The sequence below is a fragment of the Bradyrhizobium sp. IC3195 genome (assembly GCF_020193585.1).
GTDB classification, from domain to species: Bacteria; Pseudomonadota; Alphaproteobacteria; order Rhizobiales; family Xanthobacteraceae; genus Bradyrhizobium; species Bradyrhizobium yuanmingense.
The window spans coordinates 1-15477 of record NZ_JADYVG010000021.1 but is presented as its reverse complement, the minus strand read 5'-3'; the positions used below and the strand labels follow the sequence as shown (position 1 = coordinate 15477).

Here is a 15477-nt window from a genome sequence, read left to right as displayed (position 1 = left end):
CCCACGCCGGGCCTCCGGTGACCAAGGTTGCATCGATGCGCCGAACGGAGATCTCCCGTGAAATTCAAGCTTGCCGCCGCGATTCTCGCCGCAGGCCTCCCGCTGGCATCGATGGCTTTCGCCCAAGACACCGCCCAGAGCACCGCGCCAGCCGACCTTGCCGTGATCGATGCCTGCCTGAAGAAGGTGGAGAAAACCGGCGGTTTCGGCAGCGCCTGCGTCGGGCTCGTCGCCGACCCCTGCATCAAGGCGGCAGAGGGCGCGAATGACGATGTCGCCAGATGGAAGGCCTGCGCGGCGCGCGAACTCGCCGTCTGGACGCAGAAAACCAGTGAGGCGCTGAAGAAGGTTCAGGCCGGCGGGTTCGCCGACGCGATCAAGGCCGTCAATGACTCGCAGAAAGTTTTCGCCGCCTCGCGTGATCGCCTCTGCGCGGTCTTCGACAACGTCGACCCCGGCATGTACCGGGGCGGCGCGAGCTACTGCCGCCTGCGCGAGACCGCGAACCGCTCGCTGAGCCTGATCAAGCTGGGCGCTGCGGTCAACGAGCACTGAGGCCTCCTAGAGGGGCTCGGGGTCACCAGCCTTGCCGGCAGCTTCCGCCGTGGCGACGACGGCTATTCGGCGCGCCATGAGCGCTTTGCTTCGGTGTCGTGGACCGGTCAGCGGCTCGGTGTCCTGCGGATGAGCCATTTCAATCGCTTGAGCAGGGGGTGGTGCCCAGGAAGGGACCGGCTGCCCCTCGCCCCTTGTCCTTGTAATAATGCGATTTTTCGGCGCGGCCATCAAGGATGTTACACAGTTCGGTTACCCATCGGGCTAAAGCGCTGGAGGTCAGAATGTTGGAGCCATCGAGCCCGGCCGGCATTTGCCCCAGGGTAGCGCACGCGAGAGGTGACCCCTGCGCGGCACTCAGCGGCTTTCCCCCCGGTAGGCCCTGGTTTCTGGAGGCAGCAAATCGAGCGCGTTTTCTTGGCGTACAGCCCTCATAGGTATGACTGCGACGCTGGCGCAGGGCACCATCACATGCAAAGGACCACGGCCGCCGCTCATGGAGCCGCTAAGGGCGCTTCTTCCAGATGCTCCGAGTCAACCTGAAGACCGTTGTGGAAGGAGGGCCATATTCGGCGCCTTCCCTCTTGCGGGCCTCTAGCTGTTTCTCTGCGCGTTTTTCCGCATCCTCCAGCGCGGTCAATAATTTTCCGTAGTCGACGTTCTTTCCTTTGCCGTGCTTGTAGTCCGGGAGCATGCCGCACAGATGATCAAGGACTTCGTGCCTGTCATGGGGCTTATGGAAATCGTCCATGTGAAGAATCAGCCAGACCTCAAAGCATGGGTTCGATCGGGCAACGTGAATGCCGTTCTCTTCGCAAAGGCGAACACCCTTGTCGAAGTGCTCATGTACGTCGCGGTCAAAGACTGCCCAGACTTGATCGGTTCGCTCATACCAAGCCAAGCCCTTGCGCTTCTTTCCGATAACGCCCCTGTCTAACGCATGGTCGATTGCGGTTTGGGCAATGACTTCCGGCGTTCCTGCGCCTCCGATGACATCAATGATCGAGTTCGAGACGCCTGCTAGAGCCCTAAGATAGGCGGGCGCGGAATTCGCGTCTTCCGACACAACCAAGAATCGACGCTTCGGATCGCGGCTCGCACGCCGACGCTTCGTATTTGTATCCCGCCATTTGACCATTAGTGCTTCGCAGATACTAGGCTTTTGAAATTTCCTGAGAAGGGGATCGCACCATATCGCCCCTGGAGGTAACCCTTCTCGATATTGTCGGTGTTCCGGGTTCTGATATCGGAAAGCGGAAAAAGGTGGGTTGCACCCCGGCCGTCCTTCTCGGTGAACCAGATTTGATCCCTGCGGAGGCATGGCGAACCCATGAGGTTCGTATCGTGCGTAGTCGCAATAAGCTGTGCACCGCGCGGATTCGAGCTTCTACTGGCAAACAGGCTTAGTATTGCATCACCGACCTGCGTATGCAGGCTTGCATCTAGCTCATCAATGAAAAGCGGATAGCCCTTGTCGAGTGCATCGAAAACCGAAGATAGGATGAGCAAAAGGCGCTTTGTCCCCTCGCTTTCATCCTCCAAACCGAAGTAAACCGGCTCCGCTCCATCAGAACTGTGTTCTAGCTCCAGAACGAAGTCTCCGGGCGTCGCGATATCTTCGGGGGGCGCCTTCGTGTGATTCGAGATGAGAGCAGTCAGCTCCTTCAAAAATTTATCGGTTTCAGGTGATCGCGTGACCTGTCGTCTGCGGAAGCCGACTACCCCCGTGCCGATGCTTTCAAGAAATTCGATAATGCGAGCGTCCAGTTGTTCGCCCCGCACCGCGATTGGTCCGACGTTAGAGACTGACGAGTCGAATGCTAGCGCGGCGATGTAGCTGTGGACCGGAAGAAGTTGTTCGTGCCCATTCTGCACTGCCGCCGAAAGAAAGAGGCTGTTGGGGCGCATCAGCTCCGAAATGACTTTGTTCTGCCCCTTCAACGTGCGCCCAAACTTTATTTTCTTTGCGGAGGTCCGTTCAAACAGAACCTGCGAGCGGCCATTTGGGAAAGCAACTAACCATTCGCTTGTGAATTCCGTGTCCGACGCTTCAAAACCATAGCGAAGCCTACTGCCATCCAAAACGAACTCGATTTCGATTCTCGTCGGTTCTTCCTTGGCAGATGGGCTTAGTGCAAAGGGGTGACGCGGCACACCCCCATCGGGTTTACCTTTGGAGTGGGATTGCATCACCACCGTCTGAAACCAGCGCATGGCGGCGATTAGATTGCTCTTTCCCGACGCATTCGGCCCATAGATCACTGCCGATGGTAGTAGCTGTCGGTCAGGAAGCCCCTCGCATGTGATGAGGGTCTCTCGCAGCTCCTTGTAGAAGCTAGACGGGACTAGGGAGAGCTCCTGCCGTTCGTGCAAAGACCTGTAGTTTTCGACTGCGATGAACAGCAACATGGGTCATCATCCTGTATCTTCGAATCACTCTTAGAGCACTATTTGCAAAAAAATTGCAAACTCTTGCTCCAGACTGCATTAACTTGGGGTGTTAAAATGGTTCTACCAGGGTGTTCGGCACAAGATTGACCGTTAGGGTATACCCTATCGGTCTCTCAAATGTTCCCTCGAAGTCCGTCCGTTAGGGTTGTTTTGAGCTAACGGATATGTTACTCAGCGGACACCATCCTATCGGACAGTGGGGAGGACCTGATGGCCGTCATCTTCTACGCACGTGTTTCATCCGCTGACCAAACGATCGAGCATCAGCGCCAGCATGCGGAGGCTGCGGGCTTCAAGATTGACCGGGTCGTTGCCGATCATGGCGTATCGGGCATCAGCACGCGCCTTGCCGATAGGCCAGAGGGGAAGCGCCTATTCGACATTCTCCGCAGTGGTGACACGCTGGTGGTGCGGTGGGTTGATCGACTTGGCCGCAACTACGGTGACGTATGCGACACCATCCGGCAATTCATGCGGCAAGGCGTCATCATCCGCACGGTCATTAACGGCCTTGCCTTCGATGGGGCGACAAAGGACCCAATGCAGCAGGCCGTTAGAGACGCCCTTATTGCCTTTATGGCGGCCACAGCGCAGGCGAATGCTGAAGCCTTAAAAGAGGCGCAGCGCAGCGGAATTGCTCTGGCTCGGTCCACAGATGGCGAAATCAAGTACCGCGGCCGAAAGCCGAGCTTTAGCAAGGAGCAGTTCTCAACGGTCTGCGATATGTTGGACCTTTCGGCGGGCATCGGAGAAATCGCCAGCGCCACCGGCCTTAGCCGGCAAGCCATCTACCGCATTCGAGATGACCGAACGGCGGCGGAGGGTGCCCTGATGCGCTGGCAAAGCTAACCGGAGGCGTATCTATTTGATTGTGGTCTCCTAAGCAGCTCAACTTATGGCTGCGAAAAGGCCGGCAATCGAGATGGAAAAGCACTTTGGTTTCAGCGGCTTGAATTGCAGTCGCTATGGAAGAGGCCCCCGAGCCACTGGTAGCGTGGGCGCGAGATTGTCATTTTGGGTGCGGCCCAGGGGGTCCGTGGTCATAGACCAAGAGCGCTGAGCAGCAAAGCGTCCCGCGCCCTGGCGATTCTTGCTGCAGTTTCAATCGGTTAAATTGGCTGCGCTATTGACCCGAGGACTCTTAGCCGAGGCGGTACATAAAACCGAAGTAAGCGGGTAAATTCCTAAGCAGTCGCAAAGGCCTGCGGGTCGCTCCCTATTGACCCAGAGCATCTTACAACCTCTAGGCCTGAACACCGCGCCCCAGGCAAAGACCGGAAGCTCGGGGAGAAATTCCTCAGCGCCTAGAATACGTTGCGATATTCCCCCTATTGACCCGAGTGTATAGGAGCGCCAAGCAGTCTTGGGGCGAAATTGCGAGGCTAAATCCTAAGCAATCGCAAAGACCTGCGAGATGGCCGCTATAGAACCCGGAGCATTTAGAAGCCTCTGGGGTCCCGTGCGGCACCACCTCTGTCGTGCACTTCTCGAAAACACCCTCTACGGCCCCTCAGCGGGCCACCAAGCCACCCAACATCAGCCAAAGGAGAACCACAATGGCGAAGCCTCCGCCGGGCCGAACCCGCATGCCTGCCTATCTGCCCTTATCAAAGGAGGGATATGAGGCTCTGTGCACCTATCTCGACCAAGCGCTCGCTCATCGAGCGGACCCCTCGAAGCACAAGCCTGATCCTTCATTGCTTTGGGTTGGGATACCGCAGGGATCTATCTTAGCACTTACACCCGAGCTGGGAATTCAGGTCAAAGACACCGGCCCTGAAGGTACCCTTCGGAGCCCCCGGTATGTAGACCCTGAGGCGGTCATCATAATCCGTCTGCTACTGCTTGCTGGCGGATCTATAGGTCTGAACCGCAAGGAGATGGATCAACCCGGGCGGAAGGATTACCCGCACCTCCGCTGGTGCATCGCTGGGCAGGACTACAAGGTGCCCTTGCTACGGCTCATCGCGGACACCCAAGCTGGCCATCAGACCCCAAGCGGAGACAACCACTATTATCTGCGGAGGGAGGACATACCCGACCGGGAGGCGCATCGATCCAGCTCCAACCTCACACGGGAAGGAAAGCCAACGAAGTCGCCCCACTTGGACCGTGATGACGCCATGGACCTCGCATGCCGGCTGCTCTGCCAGAATGCCGACAAGCCTGACTTCAAGGTGACACCCGAGGAGCTGCGCTGTCGAATAGCCCAGGCATTCGCTCTCCTCGACGGTCGCCCCCTGAAGCGCTCCTCGTGAAGAGGCAATGCAGATCAAAGGGCCAGCGCTCAGTGCTCAATGTGACCCAGCACTCACTCCGGGCAAAGCTTGAGACTACCCCGGGTCTTCACATGGAGGACTGGGAGTGCACGGGGCCGTCGTGCAGGAGCACGGGCAAAGCGGACCAGAGCGATGATGGTGCCATTCCGGGTGCTACCATCGACCTGACTGGGGAAGGTGCGGCCTAAGCGAGCCCTCAACGCTCGGTCTTTATCTCCCAAGGTTCGGGCACGAGCGATTATCTCGGTGCCTTGCTCGATGAGAAGGCCGTGCCTATCTCTAAATGGTTGATGAAAACCTTTGAGGAACTCATGACGGATATTGACCGACATACTGGGAAACTGATTGGACGGGCGGATTCAATCAAGCAATCGATCGAAGCACTTCTTCGAACCCGTAAAGGCGAAAGGCTGTTTAGACCGCAAATTGGCGTTTCTTTCCAATCCCCCAAGGGAACTGCTGAGCCTGGCCTAACCCCGGAGATTGTCCGCGACCAGTGCGCCGAGGCGCTTGCGCAGTATGAGCCTCGCATCGAGGTAAAAGACATCCAGCCTCGGTTCGTCGACGATCAACTTGAGGCCGTTACCATCACGTATAGCGATGTCGATGACGGCGCCGAAGGCTCTGTCGAGGTGCACTATACAGCCTGGCCGTCAAAGGGCTGACTAAGATAAATGCCGCTCGTCCGGTAAGCGCCGCTATCGGACGCCATAGGCCCCACACGTGTAGCCGTAGCAGTCCGCTTGGGACCGAGGGGTTCTATGGACCAGCGGCGGCCTTATGCGATCTCAATGCTGGGAAACCTCGCGATAGCGTTTGCCTTTGCCTTAATGGTCACGTCTCCGTAGCCCTCCGAGACATTGCGCGGTGCATGTCCCTGAATGGCATCCAGCACGCGCATCTCAACGCCCTGATCAATGCCGACAGTCTTGAAGCGATGGCGCCAGCCGTGGCTTGGATCAACGTTCTTATCCTTCACCACCTCGCGCACGAACTCATTGACCTTGTTACGCGCTGTCTTCACCGCGTTACGCACGCCTAACTCGCCGGCCTTGGGATCAATGAACAGATAGCCGCCCTTCGACTTCTCAAAGAACTCCAAGAAGCCTTCCTCGATGACTTGCCTATGGAGCACGACATCACGTGCCTCGTCCGACTTCACGGGCCCCGCCTCGGGCGTCACATGCAGCACCCAGAGCTTGCCTTCGCGCCGCAAGTCCTCTTTGCGAATTTGGATCATCTCACCCACGCGGGCGCCCGTGAAAGCACACAGCCACGGGACCCACCGCTTAGCCGCCGCCAGCTTCGGGGCTTCCCTCCCTGGCACGAACTCGCGGGCGTGCTTCAGGATGGCGATGGCCTCCGAATCATAGAACCCTTTGGACCGGAGCTTGCGCGACTTGCCTACCTTGATGGTGATCCCTTCGGCGGGATTGCTGGGCAGCCGACGGTTGACCACCGCCCAACCGAACACCGTCTTCATCCCCGCAAGGTCGCTATCCTTTATGGTCTTCGGGCTCACGCCACTCTGCACGCGATAGTCTTTGAAGCGAACGATATTCTCCGGCGTCACCCGGCTCGCGGTGTCGTGCTGCAAGAATGCCACGAGACGCGCCATCGAGTTGCGGTAACTCTCATAGGTGCTCTGCTTGCGGCCGGCCCGCTTGGCTTCCTTCCACCAATCCTCGACCAAGCCGGTGAGGGAATGCTTTGAGGCTCCGCGCTTCAGTTTCTCTTTTGACGCACCTTCAGGCGCCTGCCAGTCTGGGAAGCGGGCGGCCTTGGGGTCAGGCGCATAGTCCCCTCCTGCATTGCGCTGGCGGCTCATGAAGGCATCTCGCAGCGCCATCCAAAAAGCAACGAGCAACATGGCGCGTGATTCGCTGTCCGCGCGGCGAATGCCCTTCGTCAGCAAGAGGCGGTCCACGATAGGGCCAAGGGGCTTCTCCAAGTGCTTGGGGTCGCCATCCCTGCCGACCTTCTCCCACATTGCGACGATGGCCGCCCAGTGAGCTTCCTGTTCCTCGTGGCTCTCAGTGTCCGGCGCCCAGCCGACACCGGGCGTGTGGACCATGGCGACACTCCGGGCGCGGTTCTCGCTGTCCGCCCAAACGCGATAGAGTTCGCCTGCCAAGGCCGTGGCCTGCCGGTGGGTCAGATGCGCGGGAGCGTCACTCCGGAGCGACTTCCAAACCGACTCTAGAAAGGCCGCCGCAGCCGCCTGACGAGTCTTTATTTCGCTGGGGTCTGTGGTGCGGAGCGAGAATCTAATCGCCTGTGCGCTCTCGCTGGGCGTCACAAACACGAAGCTATCACCAAGAGGAATCGCGAGCGTATTGCCTACCGCCTCGTCACGAACGTCGGCTGGAATGCGCTGCACAAAAAAAGGAGAGCGAGACCCGTTCCGGCTCATCGGCCGAACAACCCTGAACAGCAATGTTACACCCCATTGTTACACAGTCGGGGCCAGCGCAACACTCTGATTGGGCTTATCTATCTGGATTTGTTTGATATCCAGAATCGTATGGTGCCCAGGAAAGGACTCGAACCTTCACGGCCGTTAAGCCACTGGCACCTGAAGCCAGCGCGTCTACCAATTCCACCACCTGGGCATGCCGTTTGGGGCACGGAGGCGGTTACTACGGTTCGGTGACGCCGTTGTCAATTCATGCGTGAGGCCGGGGTCGGGATGCCGATTGCGCATCGCAAACCGGCCCGATACAAGCCTGACACGACACACTCTTTTCCGCAGGAACGGCTCCCATGGCATCGAATCTGGACACGCTCGTCACGGTTTTCGGCGGATCTGGGTTTTTGGGCCGCAGCGTCGTCCGCGCCCTGTGCAAGCGGGATTACCGGGTTCGGGTTGCGGTGCGGCGGCCGGAACTCGCCGGATACCTGCAGCCGCTCGGCCGGGTCGGGCAGGTTCACACCGTGCAGGCGAATCTGCGCTATCCGGCCTCGGTCGAGGCGGCGCTGCGTGATTCGCATGTCGTGATCAATCTGGTCGGCGTGCTCACCGAGAGCGGCGGGCAGACGTTTGACGCCGTCCAGGCCAAGGGTGCCGAGACCGTCGCCAAGGCGGCGGCCGCCGCAGGTAGCGCGCTGGTGCATGTCTCCGCGATCGGGGCCGATGCGCAGTCGCCCTCACGCTATGCCAGGGCCAAGGCGGCCGGCGAAGCCGCGGTCCTCGCCGCGGTTCCCTCCGCCACGATCTTCCGCCCGTCCGTGATGTTCGGCCCCGAGGACCAGTTCACCAACCGCTTTGCCGCGCTGGCACGGATGTCGCCGGTGCTGCCCCTGATCGGCGGCGAGACCAAGATGCAGCCGGTCTATGTCGGCGACGTCGCCAGCGCGATCGCGGATGCGGCCGACGGCAAGGCCAAGGCGGGCGCCACTTACGAGCTCGGCGGGCCGGAAGTGCTGACCATGCGCGAGATCATCGAGGCGATCCTCGAAATCACCGACCGCAAGCGCATGCTGGTGCCGCTGACATTCGGCCTCGCCCGCTTCCAGGCCAACTTCCTGCAATTCGCGCCGGGCGCGTTCAAGCTGACGCCGGACCAGGTCACGCTGCTCGAGCGCGACAATATCGTGTCGGACGCGGCGAAGGCGGCCGGGCTGACGCTGGAAGGCCTCGGCATCCAGGCCGACTCGCTGGAAGCGATCGCCCCGCAATATCTCTGGCGCTTCCGCCCGCAGGGCCAGTTCCAGCGCATGAGCGTGTGAGGGATCTTCTTTACCTCGCCCCGCTTTGCGGGGAGAGGTCGGATTGCGCAGCAATCCGGGTGAGGGGGTACAGGTCTCTCGAAGACCGCTCGTGCGGAGAGAGACCCCTCACCCCAACCCTCTCCCCGTAAGAACGGGGCGAGGGGGCGCACTGTCGCTGGAGCGAAGACTGGCCTGTTACACGACTTTCAAAACCTCAGCTTCTTGAACACCGCTTCCGGCAGCGTCTTGATGATCAGCATCACGAGACGCCATCTGCCGCTGACATAGACGATGTCGGTCTTGCTCTCGACGGCGCGAAGGATCGCAGCGCCGACGACGGGGGCTTCGACGGTGAGCGGGCCGATCAGCTTCATGCCTTCGGTCATCCTGGTGCGGACGAAGCCGGGCTTGACCGTGACGACGTGCACGCCGCCACGGCTGGCGCGGGCGCGCAGGCCGGACAGGAAGGCGGAGAAGCCGGCCTTGGCCGAGCCATAGACATAGTTGGAGGCGCGGCCGCGATCGCCGGCGACCGAGGACACGCCGACCAGCGTGCCGCTGCCGCGGCCCAAGAACTTCTCCGCGAACAGGCCGAGGATCAGCGCCGGACCTTCGTAGTTGGAGCGCATGATCGCGGTGGCCTGGGCGAGATCGCTCTGCGCGCTCTCTTGCACACCAAGCAGGCCGACGATCGAGATGACGACATCGGGCAGCGCGGCCAGGCCGGCGACGAAGCCCTCGAACGAGGCGGTGTCGAGCACGTCGAATGTGTGAACACCGACCACGACATTGTAGCGCGCGCGAAGATCGGCGGCGTCAGGCTCCAGCGCGCCGACGTCGCGGCCGGCGAGCCCCACATCGTATCCCGCTTTGGCAAAGGCGCGCGCCGTGGCGCGGCCGATGTCGGATGAGCCGCCCAGCACCAGTACAGACTTGCGCGACGTCACGGCCTAGACCTCATCGAACAGACGTTGTGAAAGCTTGGAGCGGATGTTGCCGGCGGGGTCGAGCGCTTTGCGGATCGCGTTGAAGCGCGGCAAGGCGGGATAGCCGGCTTCGAGCGTCTCGCGCGACTGGCGCGCATCCTTGGCAAGATAGAGCCGGCCACCGGCCGCGACAACGAGACGGTCGATCTCGTCGAGAAAATTCAGGATGTCGCCGCGCACAGGGAAATCCAGCGCCAGCGTGTAGCCGGGCAGCGGAAACGACAGGATGCCCTCGCCCTCGCCGAGCTTCTTCAGCACCGCGAGGAAGGAGGCATCGCCGCGCCGCGCGACGCGACCCAGAATCTCGCCGACCACGTCCCGCGCGCCGTTCTCCGGGATCACGCATTGATGCTGCAGAAAGCCGCGCTTGCCGTAGATGCGATTCCAGTCGGCAATGCTGTCGAGCGGAAAGAAATAGGGATAGAGCGAGACCACATGGCTGCCGCCGGCGCGGCGCGCGCCCATGCGATAATACAGCTCGTTGAAAACGCGGATGCTGAAGCGGTTCAGCGTCATCGAGGGCAAATCGATGGGCACGCCAAGACCGGGATGCTTGCCGGCGGGAAACGCCGCGGCGCCGGCAGGAAGCTCGTCCTTGCCGGCGTGCTCGCCGAGATAGATCAGCGAGCGGCCGAGATCCTTGCCGCGGGCGGCGCAATCGATCCAGGCCACCGAATAAGTTGCGGCATCGCCTGCATCGAGCGCGCGCATCGCGGCATCGAGATCGGATGCCGAGATCACGCGCTCGCGGATCCATCCCGTTTCGACCTTGCGCAGCCGCAAGGTCGCTTCGAGGATGACCCCGGTCAGGCCCATGCCGCCGATTGTCGCAAGGAATGCGTCGGAGTTCTGCTCGCGCGAGGCTTCGATCAATTCGCCCTCGCCCGTGCGCAGCAGGATGCTGTCGACATAGCGGCCGAAGCCGCCTTCACAATGGTGATTCTTGCCGTGCACGTCGGCGGCGATGGCGCCGCCGATCGACACGAAACGCGTGCCGGGCAGCACGAAGGGCAGGAAGCCGCGCGGGCCGAAGGTCTCGATCAGGTCCGAGAGCAGCACGCCGGCCTCGAGGCGGATTCGGCCGGTCGCCGGATCGAACCACCTGATGCGGTCGAAGCCCGTCATCGTCACGGTCCTGACGGTCCCGATCGCGGCATCGCCATAGGCACGGCCATTGCCGCGCGCCACGGTGCCGGACACGATGGCGTCGGCAACCGACGCGAACGCGCGCGGACGCAGCATCTCGGTATCGACGACCGGGAAGCGCCCCCAGCCGCTGACGAGGGTCATGGCTCAGCTCCTGCGCCGGGCGCGCCGCCCGGCATTGCGAAACTGAGTACCGATCAAAAGCTTATATTGCGTTGAAAGCGTAGCCCGGATGGAGCGCAGCGTATTCCGGGATCGTGCCCCAAGTGATGACGGACCGGGATGCGCTGCGCTCCATCCGGGCTACGGACACAGGGCCTACCGTCCCAGCGCCAGCGCGATCAGGCCGAGGGTGCCGACGATGACGCGCCACCAGGCGAACAGCAGGAAACCGTGCCGGGTGACATAGGTCAAAAACGTCTTCACCACGATGATCGCGGTGATGAACGACACCACGAAGCCGATCGCGACGATGTTGATGTGGTCCATCGTCATCTCGGCGCGGCTCTTGTAGAAGTCGTAGGCGAACGCGCCGATCATGGTGGGGATCGCCAGAAAGAACGAGAATTCCGCCGCCGCGCGCTTGTCGGCTCCGAGCAACATCGCGGCGACGATGCTGGCGCCGGAGCGCGACACGCCCGGGATCATGGCCACGCACTGCGCGATGCCGATATAGAGATACATCAAGAGCGGAAATCTGGTGGCATCATACTCGCGCGGCTTGAGCTCGAGCTTGTCGACCCAGAGCAGGACGGCGCCGCCGACGATCAGTGTGAAGCAGATGACCCACGGATTGAACAGCAGGAGCTTGATGTACTTACCGGCGACGAGGCCGACGATGACAGCGGGCAGGAATGCGACCAGCACGCCGATCACGAAGCGGCGAGCATAGGCATCGCCCTTGAACAGGCCGATCACGACGTCCCACAGCTTGCGGAAGTACAGCCCCACGATCGCGAGAATCGCGCCCAGCTGGATCAGAACCGTAAACGAATCCCAGAACGCGCCTTCGCCGAGATGAAAGAAGCGCTCGGCGATCAGGAGGTGGCCGGTCGAGGATACGGGAAGGAACTCGGTCACGCCCTCGATGATGCCGAGGATCACTGCCCGTATTGCATCTGACATATTTACGGTCCATTTCGGCTGGAAAAGCGGGGCCCTTCTCGCCTATTCGACCCCATGCCGCAATCGCAAAATGCGACATCACGCCCTTGCTTCGTGGTTTTGAAGGGCTAGTGTGGCGCCGCACAAACATTGATGGATTCTTAAGCACCATCAAATAGTCAAAGGCTTCATGTTTACGCTGTTTCATCATCCGTTCTGTCCGCATTCGCGCTTCATTCGCCTGATCGCGGGTGAATACGGGCTCGACCTGAAGCTGATCGAGGAGCGCAGCTGGGAGCGGCGCGAGGCGTTTCTGCTGCTCAATGCGGCCGGCACCACGCCCGTGCTGGTGGACGACGAGCAGCCGCCGATTCCGGGCGCGGCCATCATCGCCGAATATGTCGATGAGGCCTATGGGGCCGGGATGGGCCCCAAGCGCCTGATGCCGGAGACGCTTGCCGAGCGTGTCGAGGTGCGCCGGCTGATGGCCTGGTTCAACGAAAAGTTCTTCGAGGAAGTCTCGCATCCACTCGTCACCGAGCGCATCTACAAGCGCTTCATGAGCGAGGAGAACGGCGGCGGGCCGCCTTCGGCCGACGTGATGCGCGCAGCGAAGGCCAATGTGCGCTATCATCTGGCCTATATCGGCTGGCTGGCGCAGACCCGCAACTTCCTCGCCGGCGACCGGCTCACCTACGCGGATCTCGCCGCCGCGGCGCACCTTTCGGCGATCGACTATCTGGGCGACGTGCCATGGAGCGAGGACGACGCAGCAAAGGCGTGGTACGCGCGGGTGAAATCCCGCCCGTCGTTCCGTCCGCTCCTCAGCGAATGGCTGGCCGGCGTGCCGGCGTCGCGCACCTATGTGGACCTGGATTTCTGAGCTGCGACCCGACTGAACTGAAGGCGGCGCTGGCGCGCGAAGCGCACGCGCTCGGCTTCGACTGCATCGGCGTCACCGCGCCGGGCTCGATCGATGCAGCCGGACAACACTTCCTCGAATTCATCGCCTCGGGCGGCCATGGCGACATGGATTGGCTCGCGAACCAGCCGGAGCGCCGCGTCGACCCGCGCGGGCTGTGGGCCGACGTGCGCAGCGTGATCATGCTCGGCGTCAATTACGGTCCCGACTCCGATCCGCTCGCGATCCTGAAGCAGCGCGCGCGCGCGGCGATCTCGGTCTATGCGCAAGGCGACGACTATCACGACCTCATCAAGAAGCGGCTGAAGGCGCTGGCGCGCTGGCTGGTCGCGACCGCGCCGAGCGAGGTGAAGGTGTTCGTCGACACCGCGGCAGTGATGGAGAAACCGCTGGCGCAGGCCGCGCATCTGGGCTGGCAGGGCAAGCACACCAATCTCGTCTCGCGCGAGTTCGGCTCGTGGCTGTTTCTCGGCGCGATCTACACCACGCTGGAGCTGCCGCGCGACGAACCCGAGATCGATCATTGCGGCTCGTGCCGAGCCTGCCTCGACATCTGCCCGACCGCGGCGTTTCCAGCGCCCTACAAGCTCGATGCGCGGCGCTGCATCTCCTATCTCACCATCGAGAACAAGGGCCCGATCCCGCACGAGTTTCGCAAGAGCATCGGCAACCGCATCTATGGCTGCGATGATTGCCTTGCCGCCTGCCCCTGGAACAAGTTTGCGCAAGAGGGGCGTGAGGCAAAACTCGCCGCGCGCGACGAGTTGCGCGCGCCCTCGCTCGCTGAGCTGGCACGGCTGGACGACGCGGCATTCCGTGCGCTGTTCACGAAATCGCCGGTCAAGCGCATCGGCCGCGACCGGTTCGTGCGCAATGTGCTGATTGCGATCGGCAACTCAGGCGAGGTGGCGCTGGCTGAGGCGGCGCGGCGATTATTGGATGACGCAAGTCCGCTGGTGCGCGGCGCGGCGGTGTGGGCGCTGGGCCAGTTGCTGGCGCGCGAAGAGTTTGAGGCGATGAAGGGTGCTGCGATCAGTAACGAGCACGACGAGAGTGTGCGCAAGGAGTGGCGCGCCGCTTCCTAGCTCACCGTAGTCATTCCCCGCGAAGGCGGGGAATCCAGTACGCCGCGGCCTATCGATTCAATCACACCTGCCGCGGAGTACTGGATCGCCCGGTCAAGCCGGGCGATGACACTCGTGTTGTGGCTGGCACATGCTCTCACCACCCTTGATTTCCCCGCCCATTCCCGCAATCTCGCGCGTCATGACAAGCATGCCATTCTTCACCCGCGACGGCGATACATTCCATCCGACGGAAGTCGCCAACGGTCCATGGGATCCGAAATCGCTGCACGGACGCGTCATCGTCGGCCTGCTCGGCTTCGTCATCGAGGAGCGCCATTCCGGGCCCGTATTCGTGCCGGCGCGGCTCACGGTCGACATGTTCCGGCTGCCGACTATCGACAAGCCGATCGAAGTGACGACGCGGCTGGTGCGCGACGGCATGCGCATCCGCGTGGTGGAAGCGGAGTTCTTTTCCGGCGGGGTCAGCATGGCGCGCGCCTCGTGCCAGCTGCTGCGCAAGACGCAAAATGCCGATGGCAATGTCTGGTCGCCGCCGAACTGGGACGCGCCGAAGCCGGCCGAGATCCCCAAGCCGACCGATCCCAGGCTCGGCATGAACGGCAAATGGGCGACGCGCCCGATCGTCGGCCATATGGGCTCGCTCGGCCCGCGCAGATTGTGGATGAGCGAGGTGCGCGAGCTCGTCGCGGGCACCCCGATGACGCCGTTCGTCCGCGTCGCCACCGGCGCCGATTTTGCCAGCCCGTTTGCGAACGCCGGCGACCAGGGGCTCGGCTACATCAACAGCGATGTCACGATCTATCTGCACCGCCTGCCCGTGACAGAGTGGATCGGCTTCGAGGTGGTGAACCACCAAGCCACCGACGGCGTCGCGATCGGCGAATGCTGGCTCTATGACGAACAGGGTCCGATCGGCACCGCGACGGTGGCCGCGCTGGCGCAGCGCAAGCCGATGGTGAATCCGTCGAAGCGGTAGGGACTTTTCCACCTGTCATTCCGGGGCACGCGAAGCGTGAGCCCGGAATCCATACTCCCGATGGTGGTTATGGATTCTCAGGTGCGCAATTGCGCACCATAGCTCGTGCTTCGCGCGCCCCGGAATGACGACCTAGCATTACAGTTGCATCTTCCTGAAGGTTCTGAATCCATGGGCGACCATGATTCGGGATCTGATGATTGGTGGCGCGTCAGTTGAAGATACGCTGACGCTGTGGGCTTCGGCGTTGCGAGATATC

14 protein-coding genes and 1 tRNA gene are annotated in these 15477 nt (G+C 61.7%); 8 read left to right on the top strand and 7 right to left on the bottom strand.

Annotation, left to right across the window (positions count from 1 at the left end):
- Positions 1–57 precede the first annotated feature (57 nt).
- On the top strand, positions 58–555 hold the full coding sequence (locus I6F09_RS29395) for a lysozyme inhibitor LprI family protein (RefSeq protein ID WP_057030568.1): 498 nt from the start codon (positions 58–60) through the stop codon (positions 553–555).
- A gap of 505 nt (positions 556–1060) precedes the next feature.
- Here I6F09_RS29395 and I6F09_RS29390 read toward each other — a convergent pair.
- A complete protein-coding gene (locus I6F09_RS29390) occupies positions 1061–1693 on the bottom strand; it encodes an RloB family protein (protein WP_225189639.1) in 633 nt (210 codons plus the stop codon).
- Entirely contained in the window at positions 1693–2964 is a 1272-nt protein-coding gene (locus I6F09_RS29385; protein WP_225189638.1) for an ATP-binding protein, read from the bottom strand. Before I6F09_RS29385 ends, I6F09_RS29390 begins: the two co-directional genes overlap by 1 nt.
- A gap of 252 nt (positions 2965–3216) precedes the next feature.
- Here I6F09_RS29385 and I6F09_RS29380 point away from each other — a divergent pair, with 252 nt between their 5' ends.
- The 3 genes from I6F09_RS29380 to I6F09_RS29370 all read left to right on the top strand — a co-directional run bounded on the left by I6F09_RS29380 (position 3217) and on the right by I6F09_RS29370 (position 5950).
- Positions 3217–3855, top strand: a complete 639-nt coding sequence (locus tag I6F09_RS29380; protein WP_225189637.1) for a recombinase family protein — start codon at positions 3217–3219, stop codon at positions 3853–3855.
- 737 nt (positions 3856–4592) lie between these two features.
- Complete coding sequence (locus I6F09_RS29375; protein ID WP_225189636.1) at positions 4593–5264, top strand: hypothetical protein; 672 nt, start codon at positions 4593–4595, stop codon at positions 5262–5264.
- 272 nt (positions 5265–5536) lie between these two features.
- A complete protein-coding gene (locus I6F09_RS29370; RefSeq protein ID WP_225189635.1) occupies positions 5537–5950 on the top strand; it encodes a GPW/gp25 family protein in 414 nt (137 codons plus the stop codon).
- Positions 5951–6063: 113 nt separating this feature from the next.
- On the opposite strand, the gene I6F09_RS29365 is transcribed toward I6F09_RS29370, so the two are convergent.
- Positions 6064–7722 carry a tyrosine-type recombinase/integrase gene (locus I6F09_RS29365; RefSeq protein WP_225189634.1) on the bottom strand — a complete coding sequence of 553 codons (1659 nt, stop codon included), beginning with the start codon at positions 7720–7722 and terminating at the stop codon, positions 6064–6066.
- Between the two features lie 88 nt (positions 7723–7810).
- Positions 7811–7897, bottom strand: a tRNA-Leu gene (locus I6F09_RS29360).
- 151 nt (positions 7898–8048) lie between these two features.
- On the opposite strand from I6F09_RS29360, the gene I6F09_RS29355 reads away from it, so the two are divergent.
- Positions 8049–9014 (top strand): complex I NDUFA9 subunit family protein, encoded by a 966-nt coding sequence (locus I6F09_RS29355; RefSeq protein WP_225189633.1) that lies wholly within the window; start codon positions 8049–8051, stop codon positions 9012–9014.
- A 188-nt stretch (positions 9015–9202) separates the two neighbouring features.
- Here the strand turns inward: I6F09_RS29355 and I6F09_RS29350 are convergent, their stop codons facing one another.
- From I6F09_RS29350 to I6F09_RS29340, 3 genes are all read right to left on the bottom strand, one after another.
- Positions 9203–9943 (bottom strand): SDR family oxidoreductase, encoded by a 741-nt coding sequence (locus tag I6F09_RS29350; protein ID WP_225189632.1) that lies wholly within the window; start codon positions 9941–9943, stop codon positions 9203–9205.
- Between the two features lie 3 nt (positions 9944–9946).
- A complete protein-coding gene (locus tag I6F09_RS29345; RefSeq protein WP_225189631.1) occupies positions 9947–11272 on the bottom strand; it encodes an FAD-binding oxidoreductase in 1326 nt (441 codons plus the stop codon).
- Positions 11273–11446: 174 nt separating this feature from the next.
- On the bottom strand, positions 11447–12253 hold the full coding sequence (locus I6F09_RS29340; protein WP_225153087.1) for an undecaprenyl-diphosphate phosphatase: 807 nt from the start codon (positions 12251–12253) through the stop codon (positions 11447–11449).
- A gap of 169 nt (positions 12254–12422) precedes the next feature.
- Between I6F09_RS29340 and I6F09_RS29335 the strand changes: the two genes are divergently transcribed.
- The 3 genes from I6F09_RS29335 to I6F09_RS29325 all read left to right on the top strand — a co-directional run bounded on the left by I6F09_RS29335 (position 12423) and on the right by I6F09_RS29325 (position 15218).
- Positions 12423–13115, top strand: a complete 693-nt coding sequence (locus I6F09_RS29335) for a glutathione S-transferase family protein (protein WP_036024387.1) — start codon at positions 12423–12425, stop codon at positions 13113–13115.
- Positions 13064–14239 (top strand): tRNA epoxyqueuosine(34) reductase QueG, encoded by a 1176-nt coding sequence (gene queG / locus I6F09_RS29330; RefSeq protein ID WP_225189630.1) that lies wholly within the window; start codon positions 13064–13066, stop codon positions 14237–14239. Before I6F09_RS29335 ends, queG begins: the two co-directional genes overlap by 52 nt.
- 181 nt (positions 14240–14420) lie before the next feature.
- Positions 14421–15218, top strand: coding sequence for an acyl-CoA thioesterase domain-containing protein (locus I6F09_RS29325; protein WP_225189629.1), 798 nt, complete (start codon positions 14421–14423; stop codon positions 15216–15218).
- Positions 15219–15477 lie beyond the last annotated feature (259 nt).